Raw genomic sequence first — 16,166 nt, forward strand, 5'->3', positions numbered from 1 at the left:
GTTATGAGTTATGAGTTATGAGTTGTGGACCGTGCGTCGAGAGAGGTGGCTGCCAGCGTTTTCGGTTCAACTGCAGTATGAGCGGGATCGTGGCCGGAAACCGGGTATGAGCGCTAAAATAAATCTGTCCCCTTTTCTGCAATGGTACCTAACGCCGCCAGCACGCGCGGCTTTGGAATGGCGGCGAAGCCGCAATGTAAAAACCGTCGCAGTGACTGGCATGGTTAGCTGGGCGAGGGACCAAAGAATGACCGGGCCTTAGTCGCTAGGCTTGGCAACTGGCCAAACTCAGACTTGATTCGACTTGTAACTCGCCATTCCTCGACGATGCCCAGGTGACTCATTTCAATATCAAAGGTGACCGCCCCTAGAGCACAACAGCTTGCATAGATATTGAATTCACCCTCGAGAGACTCCCAGCCCTCGGTTCCACTCCATGGCTTACTTTGCAATGCCATCCATTCAAATAGGTCTGCGAGCCCGTGAGCATCTGTGTAGGCCCATACATCCCGTCTCGCGTTAACCGGCCCCGATGATAGAGCTACTGTGAAATAATCGCCTCTGATGCCGGAAAACAACAGCGTAGCTTCTGTATCTGAAGACTCGATTTGAAACTCTGACATTGCTTCTCCAGCTAACGATTGCATAAACGGCGGCCTGACAAGGCCGTCCGGTGGAGGCCCTTCAGGGCCGGAACAAATTTGATGCACTTGTTAGGTCACTCCTACACATACTTCAACGTGTCTGTGAACAGATCGCGATGCTCTAGTACGGTAAATTTGAAGCGCTTTGACTTCATGGACTTCCATGCCGTCGCTACGGCCGACCAATTGACCTCTCTCCGATTTAGAGACGCATCGAAAGCCTCAATAAGGTCTGATTCTGATTTTGTGAGTTTTGCGGTCTTTTGTTCAAACGCATCCTGATCCCCAACGAGGCGCCGGAGCCTCACATTCAGATGAACATCAAGGGCGGCGGCATCTTTATACTTGGCAGGAAACGACAGAATCTTCTTTGCTCTCATTGGGTCTTTGGCAGATAGGCATAGCAACGCATATTGATTCTGCCGATAGGTAAACGCCTGGTCTGGGTGTTTAGAGAAGCGATGAAACTCTACGTCCAAAAGCTTCTCGACCTCGGACACATACGCATCATTTGCATTGGCGAGGTAGTAGGCCACCATCAGCTGGTGCCCATCTGCCATGTTTCGTTCCGCAACATCCGGGTTTGATTCGGCATGCTTTCGCGCCTCCTCGAATGCTCGCTGGGCATTTTGGTAGAGATGCTCGAAGTTCATAGAGTGGCCTAACGTCTGGTTGAGGGGCGGGCTTTAGCCTGTCCCCGTGAGCGAAGCGAACGGCTCGAACCACTTGTTAGGAGGTGTACCCTTACGATGCAATCTCCTTGGCGTGGATGGATCTCGACATTTGCGCCTGAGTCCTTTCGTCTCCGATTACTTGATATGACAGAGAGGTAGCCCTGCTTTTGAAAGCGCTCTAGGCGGCGATCAGTTAGCATTTCGATCAAAACGCTCGGAAATTCACGTTCAAAGCACTCAAAACGCTGACAAAAACATAATCGTTATGAAACAAGCGTTCGCGGCGATAAAGGAAATCGGTATCAATTTTTCCGAAATGAGGGCATGAACTGGACCGTACCACAACGCGAAGGATCTAAACTGGCATATCTTGAGCTCTTCATAACCTGCGGTAATAAAAAAGTGGTCGACCTTTATCCCAAATCTTGGCGCACGCAACGAAAAAGACATAGGCGCATAGAAACGTTTCCAAAATGTTTTATGAAATATCGTTAAGTACATATGCGTGGCCACGCTAATAATAATATAGGCAGCCGACAAAGCGATCCAAGCGACGAGTGAGGCAACAAAGCATCCGGCAAGGACGTAACGGCATAGCTCACTCATTTCGTTTCCGCCTAACGCAGAGCTTTGCGGCAATTTTGTAGCCGCGAAGCGGTGGAGAAATTGTCCGGCAACAGCGACTTGTTAGGCATTGCGGAGCCTCCATCGCTCGGGGAATCGCCTAATCTCGGCGATGTCTCTATTTGTCAGACCAAAATGAGTTTGGAGATAGACCTCATCAACCTCGACCGTTTCTGAAGGAGTGCCGTGTGCAAAGCCGGCGGGGCGGTCGCGGGTCTCAATGAAGATACTGGCTTCTGCCTCATAAAACACCAAGGCGCTCCACATCGGTTTGTTTCCGCTCGGCCCCTTAATCACGTCAATCACTGCGTCAAGATCGACCTGACCCATTTCACCAGACATCTTTATGTACGCACAAAGCATCATTTTTAGTGTCGCCTAACAGTGATTAGGTGGAACGCCGCGATATTACGCGTCATATCATTCAGCGCCCTAAATAGTTTTTCTGCCATATTTTCAGTCGGTTGCGCTTCAAATTTGCAACGGCACTCCGCTGGTTATACCGCGTTCCGCATAACCCCAATACAGCGGAACAGCCCGAAGCGCTCCAAACGCATCCTGACCGAGCGGCAAAAGCCAATGCGCCACCGCCCGGTCATCACGCATCACTCCACCAACGAAACCTGCTTCGGCTCAATCTTCAACTGAGCCAACCGATTCAGAAAATTCTTAATGTTCTTCTTCGCCGAACCTTCGTTGGCCATGCGCAGGCGCGCGACGCCGGAGAAGGCATCGCCGACGGTGGCGGTGTGAGGCACGGCAACCAGTTCTTCGAGCAGGGTTTGGTTGGTCTGGGTGTCGATCAGGCTGTAGCGGATGCGGGTGGTGACGGTCATGTCGAAGCCGAACAGGGGCTGGTCGACGCCGACGAGGGTGGCCCGCAGCTTGTAGCGGCCGTTGTCGGAATACAGGTTCTGGGCGGAGAGGCTGTCTCGCAGCGCGCCGAAGAAGGCGTTATTGCTGATTTCCGAGGTCCAGGCCGGGTTCGTTTCGCGGCCGCCGGAGACGGGCTCGACGTCTACGTTTCTGCTCAACTCCTGAGCGTAAGTCGCGGACTGGTAGGAGCGGTAGGTGATGTTTTCCTGCTTGGCGCCGGCGGCGCAACCGAACAGGTAGGTGCTTGCAGCGAAAATGGCCAAGAGCTTGATGAGTTTCATGTGATGACTTCCGTGTTTTGGCAGTTTTTTATTGTGGTGTTACTGCGAAGCGTCAGGCGCGGGCCAGCCCGGGCGGGCAGGCGGCGATCGATCAGGAGAGCATCGTATCGGGCATCCTTGCCGAGGTGGGGTGCGATAGAGCGGTTCGCAGTGGGAGATAGTGCTATGAAATTTGTGGTTTTGCCAAGGGGGATTGCGATGGGTGGGGTCGAGGATTGAACTGGCGATGCGGGGCAACGCATCGCGCCGGGGACGACGCTCCCACGGAGGGGGGTGGGCTAGCGGCATGCGCGTGATTTCTTACACGCCATCGTTACCCGAACAAACAAAAGCCCCGGTCTCGCGACCAAGGCTTTGTTTTTTTTGCGGGAGCTCCTGAGAGTCCCCGCTCACACTGCTACCGGTTACGGCTGAGTAGCGTTTACTGCATCCAGCGTGACCAGAGTCTGGGCCAGTGCGCGACCGTTCAGGGTCGCACCGGTTTCCATGACGATCTGTGTCTTGCTCAGCAAGATGCCCTGCAGCGTGGCGCCCGTACGCAGCGTCACCTGACCGGCTACCTGCCAGAAGACGTTTTCTGCCTTGGCACCGCCAGTCAGTTGCACGGCTACGTTAGAACCCAGCAACAGGTCCTGCTCGATCTGCAGAATCCAGACGTCATTCGGGCCGCCGTCAAAGGTGACGTCCGAAGTTGCCTGCACACTAGTGCCCCACTTGTACAAGCCGGGAGCCAGAGTCATGCCGGTGATATCACCTGCACCCAGTTCAGTAGCTGCAGGGTCAGTGCGGCCCGCTGCGTTGGTGAAGGCCAGCTCCATGTCGCTGATGGCCGTGGTCAGGTAGCTTGGCGTCGGGGCGGCCATGTTGGCGGCAAAGATCTTGCCGGTCACCAAGTCGGAAGTGGAGAACGTGTTAGTGGCGTCACGCTCCTGGCTAAAGCCGGTGATGGCTGCTTCGTCGATCGGGCTGACGCCGATGTCACCGATGATGGCTGTGGTGCCGGTGGTGGTGACACCGGTTTTCGACAGAATCACGAAGTTGCCAGCGGTGCCCAGTACAACCGGTTCCGGCCCGGCAGCCGGTACCAGACTGTTCTCGGTGGTGAACTCGGCAATTTGCCCAGCTGCCAGCGCATTGGCCGGGTTGGCCAGGTCTGTGATGGCCGTGCTCAGCATCGCGGTGTAAAGCGTACCGGGCAGCAGGTCGGCGGTCGGATCGAAGATCGCCGTGCTACCCAGGTAGCTGACCGCGCCAGGCACCGGGTTACCACCAGTCGTCAGCGTAAAGTTGCTGGCGGTGATGGTGGTGGGGTCGAGGCTTTCGGAGAAGGTCGCGGTGATGTTCCGGTTGATGGCTACCTGCGTATCGCCATCGAGCGGATCGAAGGTGACCGTGGGTGCGGTGGTATCGATCGTGTCGCCGGTGGTGAACTGCCAGCTGAGGTTGTTCTCCAGCGTGACGCCCGAAGCGCCCTGTACGTCGGTGGTCAGCGTGCCGGTATACAGCGTGTTATCCGTCAGACCGCTGTCAGGCGTGAAGATCGCCGTGCGGGTAGCCGGGTCGTAGGTGACCACGCCGACCACCGCAGGGCCTGTCTCGCCTTGCAGCAGGAAGGACGTGCCGTTGATGGTCTCGCCTTCCATATCCTGGTTGAAGGTAACGGCGAGCTTCTTGTTGGTGTTGACCGTGATGCTGTCGATGATCGGCCGCACCGCCTGGATCAGATCGGAATCGCCGATCGGGTCGGATGGGGTGGCTGTCGGGTCGTCGGTGCCTGGTGTACCTGGGGTGCCAGTCTCGGGCGTACCGGTCACGGGCGTTCCGCCGCCTGTGTTGGGATTGTCACTGTTGCTGCTACTGCCGCCTAAGCAACCGGCTAGCGATAAGCCGGACAGGACAATAGCGCTGACGGCCAGCAATCTGGCGGCAGGAAGGAATTTTTTCATGTGAGTTACCTATGTTGGAAAGCCGACCACGTCATGCAAGGTGCGGTGGCATCCGGTACCTGAGAGAAACTCGAATCTAAAACGGACGCTCACGATCCCTGTTTTGTTGTCAGTAAAGTTCAGGGCTTATGAGATGGCGTCGGGGATGGGAGTCTGGCGCAATGTGTTCACTAGCCAGACTGTTATACGCCCTATCCTGAAGAATAGGTGGTTTATATTCGAGGGGGTCGGTGGAGGGGTGATTCGCTCGCAAACCCGGCGATGCAAAGCATCGCATCGCGCCGGGGGCAACGCTCCCATGAAACCCAGGCCTGCGTGCCTCGCGCACTGGCGAGACTCCGCGAAACTGTGGAAGCGGTATGGTTAGTGGCGTAGGCCGTACATAGCCTGTTCACTGATAGCGTGGTAGGCGGAGACTTTTTCGCGGAAGGCTTCCATCGAGTCCCATACCTGACGGGTCAACTGGTCGGTGTTGGCGGTGTCTTCGAGCACATCGGCAGACAGCTCGCGCAGGCGGTCGAGTACCGCTTCGGGTAGCTGGCGCAGCTGCACGCGGTGTTCGGTGACCAGGGTCTGCAGGGCTTCGGCGTTGCGGCGGGTGTATTCGTCGAGCATGGCCTGGTTGGTCGAGCGGGCGGTCTGGCGGACGATGGCCTGCAGGTCGGCCGGCAGCGCTTCGAGTGCGGCCTGGTTGATGCTCAGCTCGAGCACGGCACAGGGCTCCTGCCAACCGGGGTAGTAGTAATACTTGGCCGCCTGATACAGACCAAAGGCGAGGTCGTTATACGGACTGACCCAGTCGGTGGCGTCGATCACGCCGGTTTCCAGCGCGGTGAAGATCTCACTGCCCGGCAGGTTGACCGTGGTGGCGCCAGCGCGCGCGAGTACTTCGCCGCCGAAGCCGGGCATACGGATCTTCAGCCCCTTGAGGTCATCGACGGCGTGGATTTCCTTGTTGAACCAACCGGCCATCTGCACGCCGGTGTTGCCGCAGGGCAGCGGTACTACACCCATATCGGCGTAAGCCTGCTGCCACAGCTCCAGCCCGCCGCCCTCGTAGAGCCAGGCGTTCATTTCCTGGGCGTTCATGCCGAAGGGTACGGCGGTGAAGAACGGCGCGGCCGGGCTCTTGCCCTTCCAGTAATAGGCGGCGCTATGGCCGAGCTCGGCGGTGCCGTTGGAGACGGCGTCGAATACTTCCAGCGCGGGGACCAGCTCCCCAGCCGCGAAGACCTGCACGCTCAAGCGACCGCCGGATAGCTCGTTGACGGTATCGGCAAAGCGCTGCGCGGTGGTGCCCAGACCGGGGAAGTTCTTCGGCCAGGAGGTGACCATCTTCCATTTATAGGTTTGCTGCTGGTTGGATTCGCACTCGGCTGCGGCCTGGTTCAGACCTTGATTCTGGTTGTCGCCCTTGCAGCCAGCGAGTGCAGCAGCCCCCAGGCCAAGCCCGGCAGCGGTGAGGATTTGACGTCGTTTCATTCGGGCAGCTCCAGATTCAAGCGATGGGCTGCAGCGTCCATGCAGCGCCGGGGTTGTTCATTGCGATCATCGGCGTAGCGGTCTACAGCGGCTCCAGCTTGGCATAGGCGACCATCAGCCACTTGCTGCCTTCATCATCGAAGTTCACCTGAATCCGCGCCTGCGCACCATGGCCTTCGTAGTTGAGCACTACGCCTTCGCCGAACAGCGAATGCATGACGCGCTGGCCCAGGGCGAAGCCGGTGCTTTCGCTGGCTTCCTGCTGGAACATGTTGTTCTTCGGCCCGAACGGGCGGCTGACCTGGCTGCTCAGGCGCACTTCCTTGATCAGCTCCGGCGGGATCTCACGGACGAAGCGCGAAACCTTGTTGAAGGTCTCGCTGCCGTACAGGCGGCGGGTTTCGGCCCAGGTGATCACCAGTTGCTGCATGGCGCGGGTGATGCCGACGTAAGCCAGGCGGCGCTCTTCTTCCAGCCGGCCGGGCTCTTCCAGGCTCATTTTGTGCGGGAACAGACCCTCTTCCACCCCAGCGAGGAACACCAGCGGGAATTCCAGACCTTTGGCGCTGTGCAGGGTCATCAGTTGCACGCTGTCTTCGTGGCGGTCGGCCTGGGTTTCGCCGGCTTCCAGCGAGGCGTGGGCGAGGAACGCGAGCAATGTGCTGCCCTCCTCTTCCTCTTCGATCACTTCGTTCTCGAAGCCGCGCGCGGCAGAGACCAGTTCTTCCAGGTTCTCGACGCGGGCCTGGGCCTTGTCGCCCTTTTCGTTCTCGTGAAAGCGCAGCAGGCCGCTGTGTTCGATCACCTGCTGGGTCATGCTGTACAGCGGCAGGCCTTCGACGCGCAGGGCAATGTCTTCGATCAGCTGCAGGAAGGATTGCACGGCGTTGCCGGCGCGGCCGGTCAGACGCTTGAGGTCGATCAGGTCGCACGCCGATTGCCACAGCGAGACGTCCTGTTCGCGGGCATGCTGGCGCAGCAGCTCGACGGTCTTGTCGCCGATCCCGCGGGTCGGCAGGTTGATGATGCGCTCCAGCGCGCCATCGTCACCGCGGTTGGCCACCAGGCGCATATAGGCCATGGCGTTCTTGATCTCGGCGCGTTCGAAGAAGCGCTGGCCGCCATAGATGCGATACGGGATCGCTGCGCGCAGCAGCGCTTCTTCCAATACGCGGGACTGGGCGTTCGAGCGATAGAGAATGGCGATCTCGCTGCGCGCCAGACCTGTGGCGATGCCCTGCTCGATGCGCTCGACGATGAAGCGCGCTTCATCCTGTTCGTTGTAGCCGGCATACAGCGAGATCGGATCGCCTTCGCAGCCTTCGGTCCACAGCTCCTTGCCCATGCGCCCTGCGTTGTTGCCGATCAACGAGTTGGCCGCACGGAGAATGCAGGCAGTGGAGCGGTAGTTCTGCTCCAGACGGATCAGCTCGGCGTTGGGGTAGTCGGTCTGGAACTGCTGAATGTTCTCGATGCGCGCGCCGCGCCAGCCGTAGATCGACTGGTCGTCATCACCCACCACCATCAGGCTGGGATTCTTGCCGGCGATCAGCCGCAGCCAGGCGTACTGCACTGCGTTGGTGTCCTGGAACTCGTCGACCAGCATGTGGCGGAAGCGCGCCTGGTACTGCTCGCGCAGGCTGACGTTGTCGCGCCACAGCTCCAGCGAGCGCAGCAGCAGCTCGGCAAAGTCGACCACCCCGGCGCGCGCGCAGGCCTGCTCGTAGGCCTGGTAGATACGCTGCATGGTGGCGAGGAACACATCGCCGGCCGGCTGAATGTGCTGCGGGCGCAAGCCTTCATCCTTCTGCCCGTTGATCCACCACTGCGCCTGACGCGGCGCCCATTGGTTCTCGTCCAGGTTCAGCTCGCGGATGACGCGCTTGACCAGCCGCAGCTGATCGTCGCTGTCGAGAATCTGGAACTGCTCGGCCAGTCCGGCTTCACGCCAATGCGCACGCAGCAGGCGGTGCGCCAGGCCGTGAAAGGTGCCCACCCACATACCCTGCGGCGAAATGCCCAGCAGCTGCTCGATGCGATGACGCATCTCGTAGGCGGCCTTGTTGGTGAAGGTCACCGAAAGCACGCTCCACGGCGAGGCGTTCTCGACCTGGATCAGCCAGGCGATGCGGTGAACCAGGACCCGGGTCTTGCCGGAACCGGCGCCAGCCAGCACCAGCTGCTGGCCGACCGAAGCGGAAACGGCCTGGCGTTGGGCGTCATTGAGCGAGTTGAGCAGATGAGAAATATCCATCGGCGCATTCTACCAGCGACAACCCAACCGCCGGAAGAAAACCGCCCAAGGCGTGTTCCAGACGCTATTGGCCACGTTTTTCTGCGACCCGGGGGCTGTGCTGGCACTTAGGGCTCGTGTAAGGTGAGTCGCAGGGGAGCATCGCAGGCGCGTCGGGTGTTTGCGATGACAATGAAATAACAAGAGACGCTTAGCGTTCAGAGGAAGCACGTCACTATGGCGTTTCCGCATCATGCAATTCCGACATCGCGTCAGAAGGACCTGCGCATACGGCAGCTTGATCTGCTGTACGAGTACTCGCGTCTGCCGCAATGGCTGATCATGCTCGCCGCGTTGGTAACATCGGTACTGGTCTGGGACCACGTCGCCCACCACCTCCTCATCGGTTGGCTGTTGTCGCTCGTGGTGCTGGCTCTTCTACGCAGCCAGCTGGTCAAGCGCTACCATGCAGCGAACGATACCCACCGTCTGCGCCTGCGCTGGCGCGCGATGTTCTATCTCGGCAACCTGCTTACCGGGCTGAGCCTGGGTATCGCACAGATTCTCATGGTGCCGCTGGACAATTTCACGGTACAGGCTCCGGTATATGGGCTGGCCAGCGGCGCCGGCATCTGCGTGGCAGTGATCTATGCCAACCGCTTCCTGGCCTTCGCCACCTTCGTGATTCCAGCGTTCGTTCCGGCGACCATCTATCTCATCAGTCAGGATGACCCAACCAGCCCCTACTGGGGAATGATGGGCATCACCCTGTTCGGCTGCATCCTGCTGGCCGGTGCGTTCGTCAATCGCTCATCGCTGCGCGCACTGGTTGCCAGCGAACACAGCAATGCCCTGGTTACGCGGCTGGAAGAAGCCCGTGTACAGGCCGAAGGACTGAACCAGCAGTTGGCCCGCGAAATACAGCAGCGCCGCCAGGCCGAGCAGAACCTGCGTGAGAGCCATGACATTCTCGAGCAGCGCGTCGAACAGCGCACCGCCGAATTGGAAGAAGCCGGCCATGCGCTGCGCTCCAACCAGGCGCAGCTGAGCCTGGCGCTCGAGGCCAGTGAACTGGGCCTGTGGGACTGGGACCTGGCCTCCGATCGCGTCTACCACTCGCACGTCGAGGAAATCTTCGGGCTGTCGGCCGATGCGGTGCGCAGCATGGAACAGGACCTTCGCCCGCTGGTGCACCCGGACGATGCCGAGCCGGTTCGCCAGGCACTGGTTCGCCACCTCAAGGACCAGACCTCTGCCTACCGCATCGAGTACCGCGTGCGCCATGCCGATGGCCGCTGGGTGTGGGTCGAAGACAGCGGCCGCGCAGTCGAGCGTGATGATCAAGGCCGTGTGCTGCGCATGATCGGTACCCGCCGCGATATCACCCCCCGGCGGCATCAGGCCGAGGCCGCGCAGCTGGCCGCGACCGTGTTCGAGGCCACATCCGAAGGCATCTTCATTCTCGATCCGCAGCTCAACATTCTCACGGTGAACAAGGCGTTCAGCGTGATCACCGGATATTCCGCCGATGACGCCATCGGGCGACGCATCATCAACATGGGGATGGAGAAGGACCGCGAGGACTTCGATCGCTTGCGCAAGGTGCTGCATGATCAGGATCGCTGGCAAGGCGAGCGCATCGGCCAGCGCCGCAGCGGCGAGCAGTATCCGCAATGGCTGCAGCTGGCCGTGGTGCGTGATGCTCACGGCCAGCTCACCCATTACGTGGGCTTCTTCGCCGACCTGACCACCCGCCGGCAAACCGAAGAGCAGGTGCGATACCTGACCAACTACGATCCGCTGACCCAGCTGGCCAACCGCAACCTCTTCACCCAGCGACTCAGCGAAACCACCGGCCGTGCACGCAAGAGCGGTGAACAGCTGGCGGTGATGCATATCGATCTGGACCGCTTCAAATACATTAACGATACCCTCGGCCACGACGTCGCTGACCAGCTGTTGCGCACCGTCGCCAAGCGGTTGAATGATCTGGTGCCGGACGCGGAGATTCTCGCGCGGCTGTCCGCAGACGAATTCGTGGTGATCGTCGAGCAGCGTACGGCGAAGGACGAGCTGGTGCGCCTGGCCGAGCAGCTGCTCGAAGGGCTCAAGCACCCGGTGACCATCGATGGGCACGAGCTGGTGGTCACCGCATCGATCGGCATCAGCCAGTTCCCGCAGACGGCGCGTGACGCCCTGCTGATGATTACCCAGGCCAACCAGGCCATGCAGCACGCCAAACACCTGGGCGGTAACAGCTTCCAGTTCTTCACTCGCGACCTGCAGTCCTACAGCCTCGAGCGTCTGCAGTTGGAGAATCAGCTGCGCAAGGCGCTCGACGAGAACCAATTGGTGGTGCATTACCAGCCCAAGCTGCACCTTGCCAGCGACCGCATTCGCAGCGCGGAAGCGCTGGTGCGCTGGAAGCATCCGCAGCGCGGCCTGATCATGCCCGGCGAGTTCATCGAGATGGCCGAGGAAACCGGCCTGATCCTGGCGCTGGGCGACATCGTGCTACAGCAGGCCTGTGCCCAGGCCAGCCGCTGGTACCACCAGGGCCCAACGGCGATTGCGGTGGCAGTCAACCTGTCGGTTCAGCAGTTGCGTCAGAGCCAGTTCGCCCAGCGTGTGAAGGGCATTCTGGAAGAGTGTGATCTACCGGCATCGATGCTGGAGCTGGAGTTGACCGAGAGCATGCTGCTGGAACACTCCGACGAGGTAACCCGCAACGTGGCGGAACTGCAGGAGATGGGCATTCGTCTGTCGGTGGACGATTTCGGTACGGGCTATTCATCGCTGGCCTACCTCAAGCGCTTCCCGCTGCATACGCTGAAGATCGATCGTACCTTCGTGTCCGGGCTCGATGAGGAGGGTCGCGACGCGGCTATCGTCTGCGCGATCATCGCCATGTCACACAGTCTGGGGTTGAATGTCGTGGCCGAGGGCGTCGAGCATCACTCGCAGCTGGCCTTCCTCAAGGCCAATGGCTGTGACGAGGTACAGGGTTATCTGATCAGCCGGCCGCTACCGGCCAGGGAATTCACCGCACTGCTCGACAGCGAAAGCTCGACCAGCCCGACACACTGAGCGTCGAGCATCAGCTCAGCGTTCGTCGAACCAGGCGTGGCCGCTGCGTTCCAGCAGACTGTCTGCCGCATCCGGGCCGCGACTGCCGGCAGCGTAGCGCTTCGGTGACCGGTAGCAGTCCTGCCAGCCTTCGATAATCGGATCGACCCAACGCCAGGCGGCCTCGATTTCGTCGCGGCGCATGAACAGCGTGGCATCGCCCTGAATCACATCCAGCAGCAGCCGCTCGTACGCTTCCCAACGCCGCCGCTTGAAAGCTTCGGCGAAGTGCAGGTCCAGGTCGACTTCCTGCAACAACATGCCCCGCCCCGGTGACTTGGCCATCAGCGACAGGCTGATGCTCTCTTCCGGCTGCAGCCGGATGACCAGCCGGTTACCCGCCAACTGGTCGTTACTTTGCGGGAACAGCCGGTGCGGCACCGACTTGAACTGCACGATGATCTCGGACTTGCGCTGCGACGTGGCCTTGCCGGTACGCAGAAAGAACGGCACGCCGGCCCAGCGCCAGCTATCCACCTCGGCGCGCAGGGCGACGAAGGTTTCGGTGTTGCTGTCGTGGTCGACGCTCTTCTCGAAGTAATAGGCCGGCAGGGTTTCCCCGGCGCGGCTGCCCTTGGAATACTGCCCGCGTACGGTGCGATCCTGGACGTCCATCCCGGTAATCGGTCGCAGGGCCTCGAGCACCTTGAGCTTCTCGTTACGCACCGCCTCAGGCTCGAAATGCACCGGTGCTTCCATCGCGACCAGGCAGAGCAGCTGCAGCAAATGGTTTTGCATCATGTCGCGCATGGCCCCGGCGCGGTCGTAATAGTCGCCGCGATTTTCCACCCCGACGGTTTCCAGCACGCTGATCTGCACATGGTCCACGTGCGCGTTGCGCCAGAGCGGCTCGAACAGCGCGTTGCCGAAGCGCAGGGCAAGCAGATTCTGTACCGCTTCCTTGCCCAGGTAGTGATCGATCCGAAACACCCGCGATTCGTCGAACACCTTGCCGATTTCGTCGTTGATGCGGTTGGCTGTGCTCAGGCTCTCGCCGAGCGGTTTCTCCAGCACGATGCGCGCCCCGGCGTTGGCCAGGCCAACCGAATCGAGATGCTGGGCGATGACGGCGAAGAGGTTGGGCGTTGTCGCCAGATAGAACACCCGCACTCGCCCGGGCTGGTCGCCGAGCGCCTTGGCCAGACGCGGGAAGGCGACACGCTGGGCCGCGTCCAGGCTGACGTAGCTGAAGCGTTCGGCAAAGGCATCCCAGGTGGCGGAGTCGAAGTCAGCCTTGGCTACATGCTGGCTGACATGGCGACGCATCAGCCGGCTGTAACTGGCCACGTCATGCTGGGCGCGGGCCAGCGCGACGATCCGCGTCTTCGGGTGCAGGTGGCGCTCGCGGTGGAGGTAGTAGAGAGCCGGCAGCAGCTTGCGCATGGCCAGATCACCGGTGCCGCCGAACACCACGATATCGCATTCGAGAGGGCTATCGATGGACATGCCGGACCTCCATCAAGGGCAGTGAGGCGCGTTCTGTAGTATAACTACACGACACCCCGTTCTTCGGGTCACCAGAGACTAACACGAAGCCGCCGTGAATCTGCTCCAGCACATCGCCGCCAGCCGACAACAGCTGCGCAAATCCGAGCTCAAGGTAGCCGACCATGTCCTGGCCCAGGCGGCGCAGGTCATGCATTCGTCGATGGCCGACCTTGCCCGCGAGGTGGGCGTCAGCGAGCCGACCATCGTGCGCTTCTGCCGGGCGATCGGCTGTACCGGCTTCCAGGACCTCAAGCTGCGCCTGGCCCAGAGCCTGGCGGCGGGTGCCAACTTCGGCCAGTTCTCGATCAGTGAAGACGACAGCGTCGATGAGCTGTCGCACAAGATCTTCGATACCACCCTGGCAACCCTGATGGACGTGCGCGAGCGGCTCGACCCGCGCGCCACCGAACAGGCCATCGAAGCGCTGGCCTCGGCGCGCCGGGTCGAATTCTACGGCTTCGGCGCGTCCGGCGCGGTCGCCAGTGACGCCCAGCACAAGTTCTTCCGTCTGCAGGTGAGCACCGCCGCCTACTCCGATCCGCACATGCAGGCGATGTCCGCCGTCACCCTGGGACCGGAAGATGTCGCCGTGGCAATTTCCCAGACCGGCCGTACCAAGGATCTGCTGCATACCGCCGGGTTAGTAGTGGACAGCGGCGCCACGCTGATCAGCCTGTGCCCGAGCCAGACGCCGCTGGCCGAGCTGGCCCGGGTGCATATTCCCATCGACGTACCGGAGGATACCGACATCTATACGCCGCTCTCCTCGCGCATCGCCCATCTGGTGGTGATCGACGTGCTGGCCATGGGACTGTCGATGCGCCGTGGTCCGGAGCTGGTCAACCATCTGAAGAACGTCAAGCGCAGCCTGCGCGGTCTGCGCCTCTCGGCGCGAGCCGGTCAGCGTAGTCCGGACGCACAGGAGTAAGCATGCCAGTAGCCATGGCGCGTCATATTCTGGTGAAAACCGAGGCCGAAGCGGCGCAATTGAAAAAGCGCCTGGCCGCGGGAGAAGCCTTCGATGTGCTGGCGCGCAAACATTCCCTGTGTGCTTCGCGTAAGCGCGGTGGTGATCTGGGCGAGGTGCGACCGGGGCAGATGGTGCGCGCCATCGACCAGATCATCTTCAAGAAGCCACTAAAGACCATCCATGGTCCGGTAAAAACCCAGTTCGGCTATCACCTGGTGCAAGTGTTCTACCGGGACTGAGCGAGCCTCAACGCGTCATGCCGGTACGCTCGTGCCACTCGGCCAGCGACTCGTCCGGGTACTCCTCGAACTCCTTGTCGTTCGGACCTGCATCGATTTCAACCCAATTCGCCCGCGAGCCAAGCATCATATGTGTGTGCTCGGGCGGTACGGGCAGGTCGGTATCGATCGCCGAGGCGAACGGGTGAACGAGCTCCGGCCAATCCGGGCTGAACAACCACAACCCGCTGCCACACAGATGACAGAAATGCCGCTCGGCACTGCTGGCGCTGCCGTCCGGCATCTTCGCGTGGTACATGGTGATGTGTTCCTGACCGGTCACCTTCAGCGTCGTCGCGTCGCCGCCCAGGTTGATGGCGTAGCCACCACCACCCTGGGTCTTGCGACAGATTGAGCAATAGCATCGCTGATAGGGCACCGGATGGGCGCTGTCGAGCTCGAAGCGAACCGAGCCGCAGTGACACGAACCTTCAAGTCGCATGTTTCACCTCAATGAAATTCCGCTCGAACGGGCGCCGAACACAGCCGGCGAATCACCCAGCCAATCAGCGCGCACACCAGAAGGGTGAACACCGTGCCGAACAGCAGCGAGGGCATGCTCGGCCCACGGAACACCGGTTGGTAGGCTGCCGCGGTGGCCGGCGCGTCGAATGGTGCGGTCTGCCACAGCATCAGGATGCTGCCGACCGCCCAGAGAATCATCAGTCCCAGCACCACGATGAACATCAGCCGTGCCCAGTTGAAACGCTTGAGCAGGCCGATCGCGGCGATCAGTACAAGCATCGAAACGAACAGGTTCGACAGCGTCATCCAGGCCAGATTGTCGAGCACGAAGGCCGACAGGCTTGCCGCCTCGCCCTGCGCCGCCGCCGTAGCCTGATATTGGTCGATTACCTCCACCAATGGCGGCCAGAACAGCAATGCCAGCGCCTGACCCAGCGCAATCGCGACACTGAAGCCGGAAATGACGATGAAGATCCAGGCCACACCGGTGACGAATCCCGACGGTGCAGCCGGTCCCGTAGCCGAATACGCGGGCTCAGCCACTGATCACCCCGCATGCCACGCGAGCTCCACCGCCGCCGAGCGATTCCGGCTGGTCGGAGTAATTGTCGCCACCGGCGTGAATCATCAGGGCACGGTCGGCAATGGTTGAGACCTTGTCCAGGCGTGGGGCGAGGACCGGATGCTCGGCATTGCCGTTTTCGTCGACGTACAGCGCCGGCAAATCACCCATGTGGCCGTCGGCATAAGGACCCTCATGCTGATCGGCGTTTTCGGGCGTGTAATGCCCACCGGCAGCCGCCGCCGCGGTCATGTCGCCGTCCTTCTCAGCCGGCTCGCAGCTGGGGTTCTGATGCACGTGAAAGCCGTGCAGACCCGGCTCCAGACCCCGCAGGTTCGGCTCGAACAGCAGGCCGTGTTCGGTTTCGCTGATCCGCACGACGCCGATGGTCTCGTGTTTGCCTTCGGCGCTGACCTTGTGCATGGTGACTTCCCGCTCGGCGGCCTGCGCTACGCCAGCCGCGAGCGCTGCGCACATTACGATGCAATGTTTCAGTTTCATCTTCGGTGTCTCCTGC

At 60.8% G+C, this 16,166-nt stretch carries 15 protein-coding genes; 3 read left to right on the plus strand and 12 right to left on the minus strand.

All coding sequences use genetic code 11. The features are described from left to right. Positions 1 to 224 precede the first annotated feature (224 nt). The 8 genes from BLT85_RS17020 to uvrD form a co-directional block, all read right to left on the minus strand. The gene (locus BLT85_RS17020; RefSeq protein ID WP_407920150.1) at positions 225 to 647 is read right to left on the minus strand and encodes a DUF6228 family protein; all 423 of its coding nucleotides are present in this window, start codon (positions 645 to 647) and stop codon (positions 225 to 227) included. A gap of 77 nt (positions 648 to 724) precedes the next feature. Next, positions 725 to 1,297 carry a hypothetical protein gene (locus BLT85_RS14305; RefSeq protein ID WP_093396114.1) on the minus strand — a complete coding sequence of 191 codons (573 nt, stop codon included), beginning with the start codon at positions 1,295 to 1,297 and terminating at the stop codon, positions 725 to 727. A 258-nt stretch (positions 1,298 to 1,555) separates the two neighbouring features. Continuing rightward, the gene (locus BLT85_RS14310) at positions 1,556 to 1,924 is read right to left on the minus strand and encodes a hypothetical protein (protein WP_093396117.1); all 369 of its coding nucleotides are present in this window, start codon (positions 1,922 to 1,924) and stop codon (positions 1,556 to 1,558) included. An 81-nt stretch (positions 1,925 to 2,005) separates the two neighbouring features. Beyond that, a complete protein-coding gene (locus tag BLT85_RS14315) occupies positions 2,006 to 2,272 on the minus strand; it encodes a hypothetical protein (RefSeq protein WP_157718184.1) in 267 nt (88 codons plus the stop codon). 275 nt (positions 2,273 to 2,547) lie between these two features. After that, positions 2,548 to 3,099, minus strand: a complete 552-nt coding sequence (locus BLT85_RS14320) for a hypothetical protein (protein WP_093396123.1) — start codon at positions 3,097 to 3,099, stop codon at positions 2,548 to 2,550. Positions 3,100 to 3,503: 404 nt separating this feature from the next. Then, positions 3,504 to 5,045 carry an ice-binding family protein gene (locus BLT85_RS14325; protein ID WP_093396125.1) on the minus strand — a complete coding sequence of 514 codons (1,542 nt, stop codon included), beginning with the start codon at positions 5,043 to 5,045 and terminating at the stop codon, positions 3,504 to 3,506. Positions 5,046 to 5,408: 363 nt separating this feature from the next. After that, the gene (locus BLT85_RS14330; RefSeq protein ID WP_093396128.1) at positions 5,409 to 6,527 is read right to left on the minus strand and encodes a TRAP transporter substrate-binding protein; all 1,119 of its coding nucleotides are present in this window, start codon (positions 6,525 to 6,527) and stop codon (positions 5,409 to 5,411) included. Positions 6,528 to 6,609: 82 nt separating this feature from the next. Beyond that, positions 6,610 to 8,781 (minus strand): DNA helicase II, encoded by a 2,172-nt coding sequence (gene uvrD / locus BLT85_RS14335; protein WP_093396131.1) that lies wholly within the window; start codon positions 8,779 to 8,781, stop codon positions 6,610 to 6,612. A gap of 216 nt (positions 8,782 to 8,997) precedes the next feature. Here uvrD and BLT85_RS14340 point away from each other — a divergent pair, with 216 nt between their 5' ends. Then, positions 8,998 to 11,847, plus strand: coding sequence for a GGDEF domain-containing phosphodiesterase (locus BLT85_RS14340; protein WP_093396134.1), 2,850 nt, complete (start codon positions 8,998 to 9,000; stop codon positions 11,845 to 11,847). 15 nt (positions 11,848 to 11,862) lie between these two features. Here the strand turns inward: BLT85_RS14340 and zwf are convergent, their stop codons facing one another. Continuing rightward, positions 11,863 to 13,332, minus strand: a complete 1,470-nt coding sequence (gene zwf, locus BLT85_RS14345) for a glucose-6-phosphate dehydrogenase (RefSeq protein ID WP_093396137.1) — start codon at positions 13,330 to 13,332, stop codon at positions 11,863 to 11,865. Between the two features lie 94 nt (positions 13,333 to 13,426). Between zwf and hexR the strand changes: the two genes are divergently transcribed. Both hexR and BLT85_RS14355 read left to right on the plus strand, forming a co-directional pair. Then, the gene (gene hexR / locus BLT85_RS14350; RefSeq protein ID WP_093396140.1) at positions 13,427 to 14,302 is read left to right on the plus strand and encodes a transcriptional regulator HexR; all 876 of its coding nucleotides are present in this window, start codon (positions 13,427 to 13,429) and stop codon (positions 14,300 to 14,302) included. 2 nt (positions 14,303 to 14,304) lie between these two features. Next, on the plus strand, positions 14,305 to 14,583 hold the full coding sequence (locus BLT85_RS14355) for a peptidylprolyl isomerase (RefSeq protein ID WP_093396142.1): 279 nt from the start codon (positions 14,305 to 14,307) through the stop codon (positions 14,581 to 14,583). 7 nt (positions 14,584 to 14,590) lie between these two features. On the opposite strand, the gene BLT85_RS14360 is transcribed toward BLT85_RS14355, so the two are convergent. Genes BLT85_RS14360 through sodC form a run of 3 tightly spaced genes read right to left on the minus strand, consistent with a single transcriptional unit; the run spans position 14,591 to position 16,150 of the window. Beyond that, entirely contained in the window at positions 14,591 to 15,064 is a 474-nt protein-coding gene (locus BLT85_RS14360; RefSeq protein WP_093396145.1) for a GFA family protein, read from the minus strand. A gap of 8 nt (positions 15,065 to 15,072) precedes the next feature. Continuing rightward, positions 15,073 to 15,630, minus strand: a complete 558-nt coding sequence (locus BLT85_RS14365; protein ID WP_157718185.1) for a hypothetical protein — start codon at positions 15,628 to 15,630, stop codon at positions 15,073 to 15,075. Further along, the gene (gene sodC, locus BLT85_RS14370; protein WP_093396151.1) at positions 15,623 to 16,150 is read right to left on the minus strand and encodes a superoxide dismutase family protein; all 528 of its coding nucleotides are present in this window, start codon (positions 16,148 to 16,150) and stop codon (positions 15,623 to 15,625) included. The genes BLT85_RS14365 and sodC overlap by 8 nt, the downstream gene beginning before the upstream one ends. Positions 16,151 to 16,166 lie beyond the last annotated feature (16 nt).

The organism is Halopseudomonas xinjiangensis (assembly GCF_900104945.1).
GTDB lineage: Bacteria > Pseudomonadota > Gammaproteobacteria > Pseudomonadales > Pseudomonadaceae > Halopseudomonas > Halopseudomonas xinjiangensis.

Bases quoted from the DNA above. Each gene is read 5' to 3' on its own strand.
- BLT85_RS17020 (WP_407920150.1), bottom strand. From the start codon at position 647: ATGCAATCGTTAGCTGGAGAAGCAATGTCAGAGTTTCAAATCGAGTCT.
- BLT85_RS14305 (WP_093396114.1), bottom strand. From the start codon at position 1,297: ATGAACTTCGAGCATCTCTACCAAAATGCCCAGCGAGCATTCGAGGAG.
- BLT85_RS14310 (WP_093396117.1), bottom strand. From the start codon at position 1,924: ATGAGTGAGCTATGCCGTTACGTCCTTGCCGGATGCTTTGTTGCCTCA.
- BLT85_RS14315 (WP_157718184.1), bottom strand. From the start codon at position 2,272: ATGGGTCAGGTCGATCTTGACGCAGTGATTGACGTGATTAAGGGGCCG.
- BLT85_RS14320 (WP_093396123.1), bottom strand. From the start codon at position 3,099: ATGAAACTCATCAAGCTCTTGGCCATTTTCGCTGCAAGCACCTACCTG.
- BLT85_RS14325 (WP_093396125.1), bottom strand. From the start codon at position 5,045: ATGAAAAAATTCCTTCCTGCCGCCAGATTGCTGGCCGTCAGCGCTATT.
- BLT85_RS14330 (WP_093396128.1), bottom strand. From the start codon at position 6,527: ATGAAACGACGTCAAATCCTCACCGCTGCCGGGCTTGGCCTGGGGGCT.
- uvrD (WP_093396131.1), bottom strand. From the start codon at position 8,781: ATGGATATTTCTCATCTGCTCAACTCGCTCAATGACGCCCAACGCCAG.
- BLT85_RS14340 (WP_093396134.1), top strand. From the start codon at position 8,998: ATGGCGTTTCCGCATCATGCAATTCCGACATCGCGTCAGAAGGACCTG.
- zwf (WP_093396137.1), bottom strand. From the start codon at position 13,332: ATGTCCATCGATAGCCCTCTCGAATGCGATATCGTGGTGTTCGGCGGC.
- BLT85_RS14355 (WP_093396142.1), top strand. From the start codon at position 14,305: ATGCCAGTAGCCATGGCGCGTCATATTCTGGTGAAAACCGAGGCCGAA.
- BLT85_RS14360 (WP_093396145.1), bottom strand. From the start codon at position 15,064: ATGCGACTTGAAGGTTCGTGTCACTGCGGCTCGGTTCGCTTCGAGCTC.
- sodC (WP_093396151.1), bottom strand. From the start codon at position 16,150: ATGAAACTGAAACATTGCATCGTAATGTGCGCAGCGCTCGCGGCTGGC.